The following is a 15,407-nucleotide window of genomic DNA, read 5'->3' as shown; positions in this document are numbered from 1 at the left end:
GAAGTTGGGGGAAGGGGAAGGGGCCTCCCCCCGTATTTCCAGAGTCGTGACTACCAGAGGCGATAGGCAATGGCGCTCAGGGCAAAGGCGCTGAGATAGACCGGGATAACAAGGCTCCCGACCGCTGCGCGTAGCTGGCCGACTCTGACGCGAAGTTCTCCAATGTCTCCGCACAAGTCCGCCTCTATCGCCCGCTGGATGCCTTCCAACTCGCTGCGAAGTTCCCATGAGGGCTTCGGGTCATCATGTGGGCTCATAGCTCAAGCTCCTTGCTGACGGACTTCTGCGCCCCATTCTCGCCCGGCCAGCTTCCGTGCCAGATCATCGGCCCTCAGGTGAGCATATCGGAACAGCATACGAGGGTCTTTGTGCCCCGAAATCACCGATAGTTCCGGCACTGACAAGCCGAGCTCGCAAAAGCGGGATAGGGCTTCGTGGCGCAGATCGTGAAAGCGCAGGTCCTCAAGGCCCGAACGCTTCTGGACCCGCTTCCATGCCTGCTTGAAGGCGTTGAGCGTGATCGGGAACAGGCGATCATCGTCACTTCGGGTCAGAGTCGTGATGATGGTGAGGGCGCAATCAGTGAGGGGAATGGTGCGTGGCTGGCCTGTCTTCGTCTGGGGTATGAACGCGATCCGGCGTGTCGCGTCGACGTTGCTCCACGTCAGTTCCAGAACCTCGCGCCTGCGCAAGCCCGTCTCGATGGCAAGTTCCACGATGGGAAGGATGAAAGGATTGCGGCTGGCCGATAGCGCCTTGCGCAGGGTTTCCGCTTCATCGCCCTCCAAGCGCCGGTCCCTCGCGTCATTGGCAATGGGGAGGCTGATAAGGCGAACCGGGTTGCTGCGGAAGGGATAACCCCACTCCTTCGTCGCAACGTCAATGGCATTGGCGAACAGGTAGAGTTCCCGTCTTACCGTTCCCGGCTTCACGACTGCCAGCCGTCTATCCCTGTAGGCAGCGAAGTCTCCCGGCTTCAGGTCAATCAGCAGACGGTCCATGATCATGTCGCCCATCATCCGGCCCAGCCGCAGGCGTTCCGTCTCCGCGCTGCGCTTTGAAGGGGTAACGGTTGAGCGATACTGTTCGATGAGTTGTGCGAGCCTTGTCACCTTGAGCTGGACTTCGGTGATGGGAAGCTGGCCCTTGTCGATCAGGGCTTCCTGCTCCCGGCCCCACGCACGGGCCTCTGTCTTTGTCGGGAACGTGTTGTTCCGTGCCGCGTATCCCCTGCGCCGCACTTGGACGCACCAGCCGTTCTTCCGCTTGGTAATGGTCGCCATTTTCTGCTCCGTGTGATCGAGTTGTGATCGGAGCGCCGAAAACGCGAAAGCCGTAGGCCCGCTCTGTATGGAACGGTGCGCTAACAACCTGATTTTCAAGGAAAATAATTGGTCGGGGAGAGAGGATTCGAACCTCCGGCCCCTGCCTCCCGAAGACAGTGCTCTACCAGGCTGAGCTACTCCCCGACCGATCGTGCCGCGTTGAAGCGGCCCGAGGCAGGAGCGCGCCTATAGAGAGCGATTCAGAAGGTGGCAAGAGCCTAATGTGCATTTCCTGCAACGCAGCGTGCCGATGTGGAAAAGTCGGCATGGGGCAGGGCGCCGGGCGAGGCGTTCATCTTTCGCTCCGGGCGTGCGGCAGGTAGGGCAGGGGCTCTCACAGGGGAAGCTCATGCCGTCCGTATCCGCGCCGCATTTTGAACATCAGTATCTCGATCTGCTTCGGGAGGTATGGGAAAATGGGGATGAGCGGCGCGACCGCACCGGAGTGGGCACCCGATCGCTGTTCGGGCCGAGCATGCGTTTCGATCTGTCGGGCGATGCGGTGCCGCTGCTTACCACCAAGCGCGTGGCCTGGAAGACGGCCGCGCGCGAGATGCTGTGGTTCCTGACGGGCGATACCAACATCCGCGAACTCGTCCGGCAGAAAGTGCATATCTGGACGGACTGGCCGCTCGACCGGTTTCGCCGGGAAACGGGCGAGGACATCGATCGCGATGCGTTCGAGGCGCGTATTCTGGAAGATGACGCCTTTGCCCATGCCTGGGGCGATCTCGGGCCTGTCTACGGCAAGCAGTGGGTGAACTGGGATACCTACGAGCCGGCAGGCGAAGGCCTGTTCCGCAAAGGAAAGCCGGTCAATCAGATCGCGCAACTGGTGCATGACATCCGGAACAATCCCACGTCGCGCCGTCTGCTATTCACCGGGTGGAATGTCGCGGAACTGGAGGGCATGGCCTTGCCGCCGTGTCATATGACCTATCAGTACCATGTGGCCGGTGGCCGCCTGTCGGGCATGTTGTGGCAGCGGTCCTGCGATCTCGGACTGGGATTTGCGTTCAATGCCTTCTCGGCCGCGATGCTGCTGCGGATGCTGGCACAGCAGTGCGATCTGGAGCCGGGCGAACTCGTCTGGAGCGCGGGCGATGCGCATGTCTATCTCAACCATGAGCACCTGGTGCACGAACAGTTGTCGCGGGTGCCGCGCGGGCGCCCGGTTCTGAAGATCGGCCGCAAGCCGGATTCGATCTTCGGTTACCGGATCGAGGATTTCGAAGTGCGCGATTACGAACCCCACGCGCATATTTCCGCGCCGGTCGCCGTATAGGCTCCGGCCCGGCGCCGCGCCGGGTTGACAAGGTTCGGCCGCCGCTTCAGCCCCTGCTGCATTGGGAAAGCAGGAGAGACGCGACGTGCCGTTCGAAGTCACAACCCGAAAGCATGGCCATGTGGGCGAGATTCACTTTTCGGCGCCGCCGCACAATTTCGCCTCTTCGGGCATGCTCTGTGCCATTGCCGACGCGATCTACGAGATGGATACGGATGACGGCATCCGCTGCATTCTGCTGACGGCCGAGGGCAAGGTGTTCTGCGGCGGCGCGGATCTGGCGGGCGCCGATGCCGTGCAAGGCGCCGATGGCATGAGCGAAATCGCGCTGTTCTATGAAAACGCGGGCCGGATCATGAACCGCAAGAAGGTGATGATCGCGGCCGTGCAGGGGGCGGCGATCGGGGCCGGGCTGGGGCTGGCGCTGGCCGCCGATTTCCGCATTGCCTCTCCGGCGGCGCGCTTCTCGGCCAATTTCGTGAAGCTGGGTTTCCATCCGGGCTTTGCGATTACCTATACGCTCCCGCGCGCCGTGGGCGAACAGAAGGCATCGTGGATGATGCTCTCCGGCAACCGCATCAAGGCCGAGGAGGCCGAGAAGTGGGGCTTGGCCGACAGGCTGGTGGCGGCAGAGGAGCTTTCCGCCGAAGCTCTGGTGATGGCCGAAGAGATCGCCTGCAATGCGCCGCTCGCCCTGCTGGCGATTCGGAAGACTCTGGCGTCCGAAGTGGGCGGCAAGGCTGCCGAAACGATGCGGCACGAACATACCGAACAGACCAAGCTGAAAGGGACGGCGGACTATGCCGAAGGCGTCGCCGCGGTGTTCGAACGACGCACGGCGAACTTTGCCGGGCGCTAGGTGTTTATAGAGAAGGGAGGGCTTCTGATCGTTTGGAATCCGGATGATTGACATTGCTGGAGTGGGTAATAATATAACTCAACCGTAGAATTTTGATGCACAGAATTCTGGCGGCCCGGCTATGACGGGAGAGGATGAAAATGACCGAAGGTCCGGCACGATCAGGCAAGCTGCGGGGCAATTTGCCGCCGCTTGAGTTCTATGTTCCCGAACCGCGCTACCGCCCCGGCGACACTGTCGATTATTCGCATCTGGAGATACCCGAAGCCGGAACGGCCGCGCGCCCCGACGAGGCATGCGAGGCGCGGGAAACCGGGCCGCTTACCACCGGGCTGATTCGCGTTCTCGATGACGGGAGCCAGGCCGTCGGGCCCTGGAATCCCAATCTCGATCCCGAGACCCTGCGCCGTATCCTGCGCATGATGGCGCTGACCCGGGCTTTCGACGATCGCATGTATCGCGGCCAGCGTCAGGGCAAGACCAGCTTCTACATGAAGTCCACCGGCGAGGAGGCGATCTCGGTCGCCTGTGCCTTTGCGCTGGCCGAGGACGATATGGTGTTCCCCAGCTACCGCCAGCAGGGCATCCTGATCTCGCGCGGCTATCCGCTGGTGGAGATGATCAACCAGATCTATTCGAACCGCGCGGACAAGCTGAAGGGCCGCCAATTGCCGATCATGTATTCGGCGAAGGACTACGGCTTCTTCACCATTTCGGGCAACCTTGCCACGCAGTTCCCGCAGGCGGTGGGCTGGGCCATGGCCAGTGCGATCAAGGGCGACACCCGGATTGCCACCAGCTTCATCGGCGAGGGATCGAGCGCGGAAGGCGATTTTCACGCGGCGATGACGTTCGCGGCCGTTTATAACGCGCCGGTGGTGCTCAATGTGGTCAACAACCAGTGGGCCATTTCCAGCTTCTCCGGCTTCGCGGGTGCCGAGCGCACGACTTTTGCGGCGAGGGCAGCAGGCTACGGCATTGCCGGGCTGCGTGTCGACGGGAACGATGCACTGGCGGTCTATGCCGCGATGGAATGGGCTGCCAACCGGGCGCGGGCCAACAAGGGGCCGACGCTCATCGAGCACTTCACTTACCGGGCGGAGGGGCACTCCACCTCGGACGATCCCAGCGCTTACCGCTCCGCCCGGGAGGCGGAGGAGTGGCCGCTCGGCGATCCGGTCATGCGGCTGAAGAACCATTTGATCGCGCTGGGCGAATGGTCGGACGCGCAACACGCCGAAATGGACCGCGCGCTGGCCGAAGACGTTCGCGCCGCCACCAAGGAAGCCGAAAAGAACGGCATCCTCGGCCACGGGTTGCACCATCCGTTTCACACGATGTTCGAGGACGTTTTCGAGGATCTGCCCTGGCACCTTCGCGAACAGGCCGATCAGGCCATCCGCGAGCGCCGGACCAAATGGCCCGAGTGGAAGGAGTAGGGCATATGCTGGAAGAAGAACCCGTCAGCCTCCACGATGCGCCCACGCGGCCGCTCAACATGATCGAGGCGATCAACGACGCGCTGGATATCATGATGGCGCACGATCCGGATATCGTGATCATGGGCGAAGACGTCGGCTATTTCGGCGGCGTCTTCCGCGCGACGGCCGGTCTGCAGGGGAAATACGGCAAGAACCGCGTGTTCGATTCGCCGATCAACGAATGCGGGATTATCGGTGCCGCGGTCGGGATGGCCGCCTATGGCCTGCGTCCCGTGCCGGAGATCCAGTTCGCCGACTATATCTATCCGGGGCTCGATCAGCTTATTTCGGAGGCAGCGCGCCTGCGGTACCGCTCGGCGGGCGAGTTCATCGCACCGATCACAATCCGCTCTCCCTTTGGCGGCGGCATTTTCGGCGGGCAGACGCACAGCCAGAGCCCGGAAGCGCTGTTTACCCATGTCGCGGGGCTGAAAACGGTCATCCCCTCGACCCCGCACGATGCCAAGGGCCTGCTGATCGCGGCGATCGAGGACAACGATCCCGTCATCTTCTTCGAGCCCAAGCGCATCTACAACGGCCCGTTCGACGGCAATTACGACAGCCCGTCGAAGACCTGGAAAGCCCATCCCGGCGGCCAGGTGCCCGAAGGCTACTATTCGATTCCGCTCGGCAAGGCCCGCACGGTGCGGGAAGGGTCCGCCATGACCGTGCTGGTCTACGGCACCATGGTCCATGTTGCCGAAGCGGTGCTGGAGGCCAAGGGCGTCGATGCCGAGATCATCGACTTGCGCACCTTGGTGCCGCTCGACATGGAGGCTGTGGAAAAGTCCGTGGAAAAGACCGGGAAATGCCTGGTGATACATGAGGCGACCCGCACCTCGGGCTTTGGCGCGGAGCTTGCGAGCCTCGTGCAGGAGCGCTGCTTCTACCACCTCGAAGCCCCCATCGAGCGCGTGACCGGGTTCGACACCCCCTATCCGCACAGCCTTGAGTGGGCTTACTTCCCCGGTCCCGTCCGCATTGGCGAGGCGGTGGACCGGCTGATGAACGCAGATTCGTGAAGGATTGATCTGATGGGCCGCTTTACATTCCGCCTTCCCGATATTGGCGAAGGCATAGCCGAGGCCGAGATCGTCGCCTGGCACGTCAAGGTCGGCGATGTGATCGAGGAAGACGGCCGTCTGGCCGACATGATGACCGACAAGGCCACTGTGGAAATGGAAAGCCCGGTGGCGGGCAAAGTGATCGAGGTCGCCGGGGAAACCGGCGATGTGATTGCCATCGGCTCGCCGCTGGTCGTGCTGGAGGTGGAAGGCGAGGGCAATCAGGTGGATGGCAGCGAAAAGGCCGCCGTTGCCGCGCCGGAGCCGCAGCCCGTCGTGGCCGAAGCACCAGCGAAAGCGGAAGAGCCGGTCGCCATTGCGAAGCCTGCACCGGAACCCACACCTGTCCCGTCCCCTGCGCCAGCCACTCCGGCTGCGGTAGCTCCGGCGCCGCGCGCCCCGGCCGGGCATGCCAAAGTCATGGCGAGCCCGGCCGTGCGCAAGCGGGCTGCCGGGCTTGGCATCGATCTCGGCGAGGTGCGCCCGGCCGAGGACGGCCGCATCCGTCACGCCGATCTCGATGCCTTTCTCGCCTACAATTCGGCAGGCGGTTTCCAGCCTGCCGGGCACAAGGGGCAGGACGAGCAGGTTCGCGTCATCGGCCTGCGCCGCCGGATCGCGGAGAACATGGCGGCCTCCAAGCGCAACATCCCGCATTTCGCCTATGTCGAGGAATATGACGTCACGGCGCTGGAAGACCTGCGCGCGCAGCTCAACGAAGGGCGCGGCGATCGGCCCAAGCTGACGATGCTGCCGTTCCTGATTTCGGCGATCTGCAAGCTGATCCCGAAATATCCGATGCTCAATGCCCATTACGATGACGAGGCGGGCGTGGTGACGCGTTATGGCTCGGTGCATCTGGGCATGGCCGCGCAAACGCCGGCCGGGCTGATGGTCCCCGTGATCCGCGACGCGCAGAGCCGCAACTTGTGGCAGCTTGCCACGGAGATTTCCCGCCTTGCCAATGCCGCGCGCGACGGTTCGGCGAAACCGGCCGAGCTTTCCGGCTCCACGCTTACAGTGACGTCTCTGGGGCCTATGGGCGGTGTGGCGACCACGCCGGTGATCAACCGCCCGGAAGTTGCGATCATCGGGCCCAACCGCATCGTCGAACGCCCGATGTTCGTGAAGGATGCCAGTGGCATGGAACGGATCGAGAAGCGCAAGACCATGAATATTTCCATGAGCTGCGATCACCGCGTGGTCGATGGCTGGGACGCGGCCAGCTTCGCCCAGGACCTCAAGAAACTGATCGAGGCACCGGCCTTAATTCTCGCCGGGTGATGCCGAAAATTCCGCGCCGCCAAAAAAGTCTGCGCAGGGCCGGGCAAGGCAGTTGACAGGCCCCGATAGCTGGCTTAGTGGCGCGGCTCCCAAGCGGACGCACCGCAAAGTACGCGGGTGTAGCTCAGTTGGTTAGAGTGTCGGCCTGTCACGCCGAAGGTCGCGGGTTCGAGTCCCGTCACTCGCGCCACTTGGGATTTCTTCCGGGAGATCGGAAGAAAGCGGAAAGTCAGGTTTTCCTGGCGATAGATATAGCTGTGCGGGTGTAGCTCAGTTGGTTAGAGTGTCGGCCTGTCACGCCGAAGGTCGCGGGTTCGAGTCCCGTCACTCGCGCCACTTGGGATTTCTTCCGGGAGATCGGAAGAAAGCGGAAAGTCAGGTTTTCCTGGCGATAGATATAGCTGTGCGGGTGTAGCTCAGTTGGTTAGAGTGTCGGCCTGTCACGCCGAAGGTCGCGGGTTCGAGTCCCGTCACTCGCGCCACTTCTCACGAAGTGGATTCCACGCAGCAAGAAAACAAGGCCGGGGAAACCCGGCCTTTTCTATTTCCATGAATGTTCGCCGGAAAGGCTCAGCCCCAACGCCCCGTTTCCATCCAGATCAGGAAGCGCCGCAAGGGCAGGAGCCAGATCACGCCGAGCACGACGTAGACAGGCGTCTGCGCCAGCGCATTCCATTCACCGATCAGCGGCGGCACAAAGCTGGCAACAGCAATTCCGTAGAGGCCCAGCGCGAAGACCAGCAGAAGAACGCCCGCGGGTATCCGCCATGTCGGGGTTTCGCGCATTGTTACGGCTGTCCTTCGTAGATTCGAGTCGGCGTCACCACGGCAGCCAGTGGCTGATCGTGGGGTTCGAATGGCAGTTCCTCGGCGATCTGGCAGTCCCATGCAAGCCCGATGGCCCGCACGCCGGGGTGCGCTGCCAGCCAGCGGTCGTAATGGCCGCCGCCCTGGCCCAGCCTGTGCCCGGCCGCGGTAAAGGCCAGAAGGGGCACGATGACGATGTCGGGAACGATCGCGTCGCTGTCATCCGGAGGCTGCAGCGCGCGCCAGGGGCCGGGAACCAGCAGGCCGTCGTCCCAGGGATTGCTCCAACTGCGGAACTCCATGGCCGCATCGCGCGCTGCAAACCAGGGCAGGGCGATCTGCCTGCCATTCTCGGCAAGCCAGTGTGCCCATCCCGTCGCCGGCGCTTCGGCGCCTGTGGGATAATAGAGGCCGACCACCGCTCCCTCCGGCATCATCCCGGCAATTGGCGCTGGCGGGCGGTTAAGCACCAGCGCACGAAGGTTCTGCGGCAGGCTGGCGGCATGGTCCGCGCGCGCCTGGCGGAAGGCCTTGCGCAGGGCTGCTTTTTCATCAGCGGGGGAAGTGGGGGGTGACGGGTCCACCATGGGTCGTTTTCCTAGAAATCCTCTGACGCCTTCACGTCAGGTGGGGACCATGTGCGTCAGGCCAGGACCTGGGCAGGGACAGCCCCCTTGGATTGCTTATAGCCTCAGGGATGTTCGAACGGCTCGTGCCGGGCAGATCCCGTCCCGCGCTATTTAGGCGTTCGGGGCGCTGCCCTCAAGAAGGTCTGCAAGATTTTCGATGCGCGCGGCTATGCTGGTAAGCCGTTCGGCCATGTGATCGGAGGCGGGGGCTGTTCCTGCAGCGCTTTTAAGGTCGTGCACTTCGTCCGCGAGCAGAAGTGAAGCGTAGAGGAGCATCCGGGCTTCGGTCTGGCCGGAAGCACCGGCGGCGGACACCTTCTCGTCTATCAACTTGCCCAGGTGGCTGACATGGGCCTCCTCGCCATCGGCGCAGGCAACGGCAAAGCTGCGCCCGCCGATCGAGAGCATGACATTGCTCATCGCGGCTGGCTTTCGATCAGCTTGTCCAGGTTTTCGAGCGAGCGGGAAACGGCGGCCTTGAGCTGGCTATGCCTGCTCTGCAGTTCAGCTTGTTCGCGCGAAGCCGTTTCGATGCGCGCCAATGCGGCCTCGATCCGTTCAACCGCGTGCACGATCGATGCATCCTCCATCTTGCCATGGCTACAGTCTTATCGCTGCAAGGCAAGTATTTGGCGGGGGTTGTTCACAGTCTTGTGAGCTATCCTGCAAGTGCGGACAATAGACCGCAGGTGGTAGTGGGGGCTGGCGAAAACGGGTGCTGAACTTGACGGGAGGGCACCTCTCCCTAAAGGGGTGCCGAAACTACCGAATCGTCCACAAAATTCCGCTCCGGAGCCAATTACATGACCCTTGCACCCGACCGCCTTGCGCCGATGGCCAACGCCATCCGGGCGCTGTCGATGGACGCGGTTCAGGCTGCCAACAGCGGCCACCCCGGCATGCCGATGGGCATGGCCGATGTCGCGACGGTGCTTTTCGCCAAGTTCCTGAAGTTCGATCCTGCTGCGCCCAAGTGGGCCGACCGTGACCGCTTTGTGCTGTCGGCCGGCCACGGCTCGATGCTGATCTACTCGCTGCTCCATCTGACGGGTTACGAAAGCCCGGCAATGGATGACATTCGCAACTTCCGCCAGCTCGGTTCGGTCTGTGCGGGCCACCCCGAGAATTTCCTGATCCCGGGCGTCGAATGCACCACCGGGCCGCTGGGGCAGGGGCTTGCGATGGCGGTTGGCATGGCCATGGCGGAGCGTCAGCTTAACGGCACCTTCGGCGATGATCTGGTCGATCACAATACATGGGTGATCGCCGGTGACGGCTGTCTGATGGAAGGGATCAATCACGAGGCGATCGGTCTTGCAGGAACGCTGAAGCTCGGCAAGCTCAAGGTCCTGTGGGACGACAACAAGATCACCATCGACGGCGACACTTCGCTTTCGACGTCCGAGGATATCCCGGCCCGCTACCGCGCGTCAGGCTGGGACGTGTTCGAGTGCGACGGGCACGACTTCGCCGATATCGAGCGTGCGCTGGGCGAGGCTGCGGCTTCGGACAAGCCCTCGCTGGTGGCCTGCCGCACGGTGATCGGCAAGGGCGCGCCCAACAAGCAGGGCAGCCACAACGTGCACGGCGCACCGCTTGGCGCCGATGAAATTACCGCGGCCCGTGAATACCTGGGCTGGACCTCCGCCCCGTTCGAAGTCCCCGCCGAAATCCTGGCCAACTGGCGCTCGCTGGGCGCCGCAGGGGCCAAGACCCGCGCCGAGTGGGAAGCCCGGCTTTCCGCCAATCCGGACGCGGCCGAGTTCAACCGCCGCATGGCTGGAAAACTCCCCGACGGCGATACCGTGCGCAAGGCGCTGGCCGAATGGGTGGCAGGCGATGCGACTGTCGCGACCCGCAAGGCTTCGGAGAACTGGCTGAACGTGCTGGCTCCGGCGATTCCGGAAATGGTTGGCGGCTCGGCGGACCTCACCGGTTCGAACAACACCAAGGCCAAGTGCCAGAATCCGTTTACCCCCGAGGACTATTCCGGCCGCTATGTCTATTACGGCATCCGCGAATTCGGCATGGCCGCCGCGATGAACGGCATGGCGCTGCACGGCGGCGTTATTCCTTACGGCGGCACTTTCCTGATCTTCTCGGACTACTGCCGTAACGCGATCCGCATGTCGGCGCTGCAGCAGACCCGTGCGATCTACGTCCTGACGCACGATTCCATCGGTCTTGGCGAGGACGGCCCGACGCACCAGCCTGTCGAGCACGTGATGAGCATGCGCCTCATCCCCAACCTCAACGTGTTCCGCCCGGCGGACGTGGTGGAAACGGCCGAGTGCTGGAACCTGGCTCTGGAAGCCGCTGGAACGCCGTCGGTTCTGGCGTTGACCCGCCAGAACCTGCCGCAGCTGCGCAAGTCGGGCGATATGCTCTCGGCACGCGGCGCCTATGTGCTCCGCCATGCCGAAGGCGAGCGCAAGGTGATCCTGATCGCCACCGGTTCCGAAGTCGAACTGGCCTGCAAGGTGCGCGATGCGCTGGCGGAACAGGGCATCGGTGCGGATGTCGTCTCGATGCCGTGCATGGAACTGTTCGAAGCTCAGGACGAGGCTTACAAGCACGAAGTCCTGCCCCACGATCCCTCGATCCTGCGCGTCTCGATCGAGGCGGGATCAACCATGGGCTGGGAACGTTATACGGCTGCCAGCCGCAATGGCGGCCTCAATATCGGTCTGGACCGCTTTGGCGCGTCGGCCCCGGCCAAGGATCTGTTCGCACGGTTCGGCTTCACCACCGAATCCATCGTGCCCAGGATTCTCGATAAACTCAGCGTCTAAGGAGGAGTATTGAACATGGCGACCAAGGTTGCGATCAACGGTTTCGGACGTATCGGGCGGCTTGTCGCGCGCGCTATCCTTGAGCGCCCTGACTGCGGGCTCGATCTGGTTTCGATCAACGACCTCGCGGATACCAAGTCGAACGCACTCCTCTTCGCTTATGACAGCACCCACGGCCGTTTCCCCGGCACTGTCGAGGCGGGCGAAGGCAAGATGACCGTCAACGGCAAGGACATCACCGTCACTGCCGAACGCGATCCCGGCAAGCTGCCGCACAAGGATCTGGGCATCGACATCGTGCTGGAATGCACCGGCTTCTTCCAGTCGAAGGAAGCCTCGCAGCCGCACCTCGACGCAGGCGCCAAGCGCGTGCTGATCTCGGCCCCGGCCACGGGTGTCGACAACACTGTCGTCTTCGGCGTGAACGACGAAACGCTGACGGCCGATCATATCGTCGTCTCGAACGCGTCGTGCACCACCAACTGCCTTGCGCCCGTCGCCAAGGTGATGAACGATACCGTGGGGATCGAGCGTGGCTTCATGACCACGATCCACTCCTACACCAACGACCAGCGCATGCTTGACCAGATCCACAAGGATCTGCGCCGCGCCCGTGCCGGTGCCGCCAACATGATCCCGACCACCACCGGTGCTGCCCGTGCGGTCGGTCTCGTGCTGCCCGAACTGAAGGGTAAGCTTGACGGTTCTTCGGTCCGCGTGCCGACCCCGAACGTCAGCCTTGTTGATCTGTGCTTCGTGCCGAAGCGTGACACCACCAAGGAAGAGATCAACGCCGCGCTGAAGGCTGCTTCGGAAGGCCCGATGAAGGGCGTTCTCGCCTACACCGAAGAGCCGCTGGTCTCCTCGGACTTCAATCACTATCCGGCGAGCTCGACGGTCGACAGCCTCGAAACGGCGGTGATGGAAGGCAAGTTCGTCCGTGTCGTGTCCTGGTACGACAACGAGTGGGGCTTCTCCAACCGCATGATCGACACTGCGGGCGCGATGGCGAAGTTCCTCTGACAGTGACACCGGCTGCGGGCACGCTCCGGGGCATTGCGCGGCGATCCAGATCGCGTGCGGCCATGGAGGAACTGGTGTCCGTTGCCGTCACTGCCGCCGCGGGAGTCCAGGGGGACTTTCGCGGCGCGGTGCGTCAAGGGAAAGTGCCGCGCCGGCAGGTCTCGCTGATCGAGGCGGAAAGCTGGACGGCGGCCTTGCAGGAACTGGACATTGCCGGTGACGATGCGCCGCCGTGGTATTCCCGGCGGGCGAACTTGTGCGTCTCCGGCCTGCGTCTGCCGCGAGAGCCGGGCGCAGTCATCGCAATCGGCTCTGACTGCCGCATCGAAATAACCATGGAATGCGATCCATGCAGCCGCATGGACGAGATCAAGCCGGGCCTGATGGCCGCGCTGACGCCGGACTGGCGCGGCGGCGTGCTGGGGCGGGTGCTGGATGACGGCGCGATTGCCGTCGGTGATGACGTGAGGATCGAAAAATGAGCGCTTTCAAGACGATTGATGATCTGGGCGACGTGACGGGCAAGGTGGCGCTCGTGCGCGTCGACCTGAACCTGCCGATGCAGGATGGCGCCGTTACCGACGATACCCGCATCCGCGCCGCTGAGCCCACGATCAAGGACTTGTGCGCGAAAGGTGCTAAAGTGCTCCTGCTGGCCCACTTCGGCCGTCCGAAGGGGGAGCGTGTCTCGACGATGTCGCTCTCGATGGTTGTCGGCGCGGTGGAGAAAGTGATCGGCAAGGAAGTGATGTTCGTGCCCGAGATCACCGGGCCGGTGGTTGAACAGGCCATAGGTATCCTGCGCCCGGGCGACGTGGCCATTCTGGAAAACACGCGTTTCTGGAAGGGTGAGGAAAAGAACGATCCCGAACTGGCGAAGGCGATCGCCGCCAACGGGGATTTCTACGTCAACGACGCCTTTTCCGCAGCGCATCGCGCCCATGCCACGACCGAAGGGCTGGCCAAGGTCCTTCCCGCTTATGCGGGCCGTTCGATGCAGGCGGAACTGGAAGCGCTCGACAAGGCGCTGGGCACGCCGGTGAAGCCGGTTGCCGCGGTTGTCGGCGGGGCCAAGGTTTCGTCCAAGCTCGACGTTCTGAAGCACCTTGTCAGCCAGGTCGATCACCTGATCATCGGCGGCGGCATGGCCAACACCTTCCTGGCCGCCAAGGGCGTGGACGTGGGCAAGTCGCTTTGCGAGCACGACCTGACCGGCACGGCCAACGAGATCCTCGACACCGCGGACAAGACAGGTTGCACGGTCCACCTGCCTTACGATGTGGTGGTGTCGAAGGAATTCGCGGCCAATCCGGCGTCTCTGCGCACCTGCAACGTGCATGAGGTTGCGGCTGACGAAATGATCCTCGATGCCGGTCCTCTGGCGGTGGAGGCGCTGGGCGATGTGCTCAAGACCTGCAGCACGCTGGTGTGGAACGGTCCGCTCGGCGCGTTCGAGATGGCGCCCTTCGATGCGGCGACCGTGGCGCTGGCCCGAACGGCGGCGGCGCTGACACTCGAAGGCACGTTGACGTCCGTAGCGGGCGGCGGCGATACCGTCGCGGCGCTCAACCATGCAGGCGTGGCGCAGGACTTCACCTATATTTCCACCGCTGGCGGTGCGTTCCTTGAATGGATGGAAGGCAAGGAACTTCCTGGCGTGGCGGCGCTTACTGTCTGAGCGGTTCTGGTATCATCGGGCCCTGGCGGGAGCAGCGGACATGACAATCTCTTCTCATGCAGCCGCACCGCCGCGGCCCGGCCGGTATGTCACGCTGGACGGCATGCGCGGGATCGCCGCGCTGGCCGTGGCGCTGTTCCATTTCGACTTTATCCGGGCCCCGCATGGATATGTAGCGGTCGATTTCTTCTTCGCGCTGTCCGGCTTTGTCCTTTGGCAGGCCTATCATGCGCGCTGGAAAGAGCAGGGCTACAGCGCTGTGGCATTCATGCGCCAGCGGGCGATCCGCCTTTACCCGCTGTTCCTGCTCGGCATGGTGCTGTGCACGGCAGTGGCCCTGGTGCAGATGACGGGCGACGGTTGGAGCGAAAAGGCCGCATACAGGATCTTTTACAGCCTGCCGACCAACCTGGCGATGCTGCCATCTGCGGTCACGCAAGCGCTGTTTCCGGTCAACTTGCCGGCCTGGACCCTGTTCTTCGAACTGGTCGCGAGCCTGTTCATGGTGACGGTGCTGTTCCGCCTGCCGCGAATGGGGCTTGTCGCGATCTGCCTGTTCAGCGCGTGGGTGCTGGTGCCGGTGGTGACGGAACGGCACAACGCCAATATCGGTGCGCTGTGGGGGGAATGGCCCGTGGCGCTTGCGCGCACGGCGTTTTCCTTTGCTCTGGGGGCACTGGTCGCACGTTTGCCGCAACCGGCCAGGCGCCCGCAAGGCTGGGCGGGAGCGCTGTGCCTGCTTGCCATCGCCTATCTGCTGGGGCTGTTCGTCGGCTTCGGCATGGGGGTAAGCATTCCGGTGAAGACGCCGGAAGTGGGGCAGTATGATCTGGCTTGTATCCTGCTGTTCTGGCCGGTCCTGCTGGTACTGGGATCGCGCTGCGAGGTTCCGGTGCTGCTGGCTCCGGTATCGAAGTTTCTGGGCGACGTATCGTTCGCGCTCTATGCGGTGCATTGGGCGCTTATCGACGCGTTTCGCTGGCTGAAGGACGAAGCGGGCGTTCCGGCCCTGCCAAGCGCGGCGCTCTACATCGCGACGGCGCTGACTGTTTCCTGGTTTGCGGTGAAATGGTTCGATGAACCGGTACGCCGCAAACTGTCTTCAATGCTGCGGAAAGGGCGCGAACCGGCGCTTTCGGTGACGGCCGCGTGATCGCCCGGGCAGCGTGGGAACGCCTAT

General features: G+C 63.3%; 16 protein-coding genes and 4 tRNA genes. 13 read left to right on the top strand and 7 right to left on the bottom strand.

Going from position 1 to position 15,407, the window contains the following annotated elements; genetic code table 11:
* Positions 1-50: 50 nt before the first annotated feature.
* The 3 genes from MTR66_RS06510 to MTR66_RS06500 all read right to left on the bottom strand — a co-directional run bounded on the left by MTR66_RS06510 (position 51) and on the right by MTR66_RS06500 (position 1,469).
* Positions 51-257, bottom strand: a complete 207-nt coding sequence (locus MTR66_RS06510; protein WP_243918868.1) for a hypothetical protein — start codon at positions 255-257, stop codon at positions 51-53.
* 3 nt (positions 258-260) lie between these two features.
* Positions 261-1,283, bottom strand: a complete 1,023-nt coding sequence (locus MTR66_RS06505) for an integrase (protein ID WP_243918867.1) — start codon at positions 1,281-1,283, stop codon at positions 261-263.
* A gap of 109 nt (positions 1,284-1,392) precedes the next feature.
* A tRNA-Pro gene (locus tag MTR66_RS06500) sits at positions 1,393-1,469 on the bottom strand.
* A 205-nt stretch (positions 1,470-1,674) separates the two neighbouring features.
* On the opposite strand from MTR66_RS06500, the gene thyA reads away from it, so the two are divergent.
* From thyA to MTR66_RS06460, 8 genes are all read left to right on the top strand, one after another.
* On the top strand, positions 1,675-2,610 hold the full coding sequence (thyA, locus tag MTR66_RS06495) for a thymidylate synthase (RefSeq protein ID WP_243918866.1): 936 nt from the start codon (positions 1,675-1,677) through the stop codon (positions 2,608-2,610).
* Positions 2,611-2,695: 85 nt separating this feature from the next.
* Complete coding sequence (locus MTR66_RS06490) at positions 2,696-3,469, top strand: enoyl-CoA hydratase/isomerase family protein (RefSeq protein ID WP_243918865.1); 774 nt, start codon at positions 2,696-2,698, stop codon at positions 3,467-3,469.
* A 140-nt stretch (positions 3,470-3,609) separates the two neighbouring features.
* Positions 3,610-4,908 (top strand): 3-methyl-2-oxobutanoate dehydrogenase (2-methylpropanoyl-transferring) subunit alpha, encoded by a 1,299-nt coding sequence (locus tag MTR66_RS06485; RefSeq protein ID WP_243918864.1) that lies wholly within the window; start codon positions 3,610-3,612, stop codon positions 4,906-4,908.
* Positions 4,909-4,913: 5 nt separating this feature from the next.
* Complete coding sequence (locus MTR66_RS06480) at positions 4,914-5,972, top strand: alpha-ketoacid dehydrogenase subunit beta (RefSeq protein ID WP_243918863.1); 1,059 nt, start codon at positions 4,914-4,916, stop codon at positions 5,970-5,972.
* A 12-nt stretch (positions 5,973-5,984) separates the two neighbouring features.
* On the top strand, positions 5,985-7,298 hold the full coding sequence (locus MTR66_RS06475; RefSeq protein WP_243918862.1) for a dihydrolipoamide acetyltransferase family protein: 1,314 nt from the start codon (positions 5,985-5,987) through the stop codon (positions 7,296-7,298).
* A 113-nt stretch (positions 7,299-7,411) separates the two neighbouring features.
* A tRNA-Asp gene (locus MTR66_RS06470) sits at positions 7,412-7,488 on the top strand.
* A gap of 69 nt (positions 7,489-7,557) precedes the next feature.
* Positions 7,558-7,634, top strand: a tRNA-Asp gene (locus tag MTR66_RS06465).
* A gap of 69 nt (positions 7,635-7,703) precedes the next feature.
* A tRNA-Asp gene (locus MTR66_RS06460) sits at positions 7,704-7,780 on the top strand.
* Positions 7,781-7,868: 88 nt separating this feature from the next.
* Here the strand turns inward: MTR66_RS06460 and MTR66_RS06455 are convergent.
* The 4 genes from MTR66_RS06455 to MTR66_RS06440 form a co-directional block, all read right to left on the bottom strand.
* The gene (locus MTR66_RS06455) at positions 7,869-8,084 is read right to left on the bottom strand and encodes a DUF2842 domain-containing protein (RefSeq protein ID WP_243918861.1); all 216 of its coding nucleotides are present in this window, start codon (positions 8,082-8,084) and stop codon (positions 7,869-7,871) included.
* A gap of 2 nt (positions 8,085-8,086) precedes the next feature.
* Complete coding sequence (locus MTR66_RS06450) at positions 8,087-8,692, bottom strand: 5-formyltetrahydrofolate cyclo-ligase (RefSeq protein ID WP_243918860.1); 606 nt, start codon at positions 8,690-8,692, stop codon at positions 8,087-8,089.
* Positions 8,693-8,845: 153 nt separating this feature from the next.
* Positions 8,846-9,154, bottom strand: coding sequence for a cell division protein ZapA (locus MTR66_RS06445; protein ID WP_243918859.1), 309 nt, complete (start codon positions 9,152-9,154; stop codon positions 8,846-8,848).
* The gene (locus MTR66_RS06440) at positions 9,151-9,324 is read right to left on the bottom strand and encodes a hypothetical protein (protein WP_243918858.1); all 174 of its coding nucleotides are present in this window, start codon (positions 9,322-9,324) and stop codon (positions 9,151-9,153) included. The genes MTR66_RS06445 and MTR66_RS06440 overlap by 4 nt, the downstream gene beginning before the upstream one ends.
* A gap of 213 nt (positions 9,325-9,537) precedes the next feature.
* Here MTR66_RS06440 and tkt point away from each other — a divergent pair, with 213 nt between their 5' ends.
* From tkt to MTR66_RS06415, 5 genes are all read left to right on the top strand, one after another.
* Entirely contained in the window at positions 9,538-11,526 is a 1,989-nt protein-coding gene (gene tkt / locus MTR66_RS06435) for a transketolase (protein ID WP_243918857.1), read from the top strand.
* Between the two features lie 15 nt (positions 11,527-11,541).
* Entirely contained in the window at positions 11,542-12,549 is a 1,008-nt protein-coding gene (gap, locus tag MTR66_RS06430; protein WP_243918856.1) for a type I glyceraldehyde-3-phosphate dehydrogenase, read from the top strand.
* Between the two features lie 62 nt (positions 12,550-12,611).
* Positions 12,612-13,031 carry an MOSC domain-containing protein gene (locus tag MTR66_RS06425; protein WP_243918854.1) on the top strand — a complete coding sequence of 140 codons (420 nt, stop codon included), beginning with the start codon at positions 12,612-12,614 and terminating at the stop codon, positions 13,029-13,031.
* Complete coding sequence (locus MTR66_RS06420) at positions 13,028-14,227, top strand: phosphoglycerate kinase (RefSeq protein WP_243918852.1); 1,200 nt, start codon at positions 13,028-13,030, stop codon at positions 14,225-14,227. The genes MTR66_RS06425 and MTR66_RS06420 overlap by 4 nt, the downstream gene beginning before the upstream one ends.
* 40 nt (positions 14,228-14,267) lie before the next feature.
* Positions 14,268-15,380 (top strand): acyltransferase family protein, encoded by a 1,113-nt coding sequence (locus MTR66_RS06415; RefSeq protein ID WP_243918849.1) that lies wholly within the window; start codon positions 14,268-14,270, stop codon positions 15,378-15,380.
* The last annotated feature ends 27 nt before the right edge of the window (positions 15,381-15,407 follow it).

This window comes from Novosphingobium beihaiense (assembly GCF_022832375.1).
Lineage (GTDB): Bacteria > Pseudomonadota > Alphaproteobacteria > Sphingomonadales > Sphingomonadaceae > Novosphingobium > Novosphingobium beihaiensis.
Note: the sequence above shows the minus strand (reverse complement) of the source record. Positions and strands in the feature narration are given on the sequence as shown.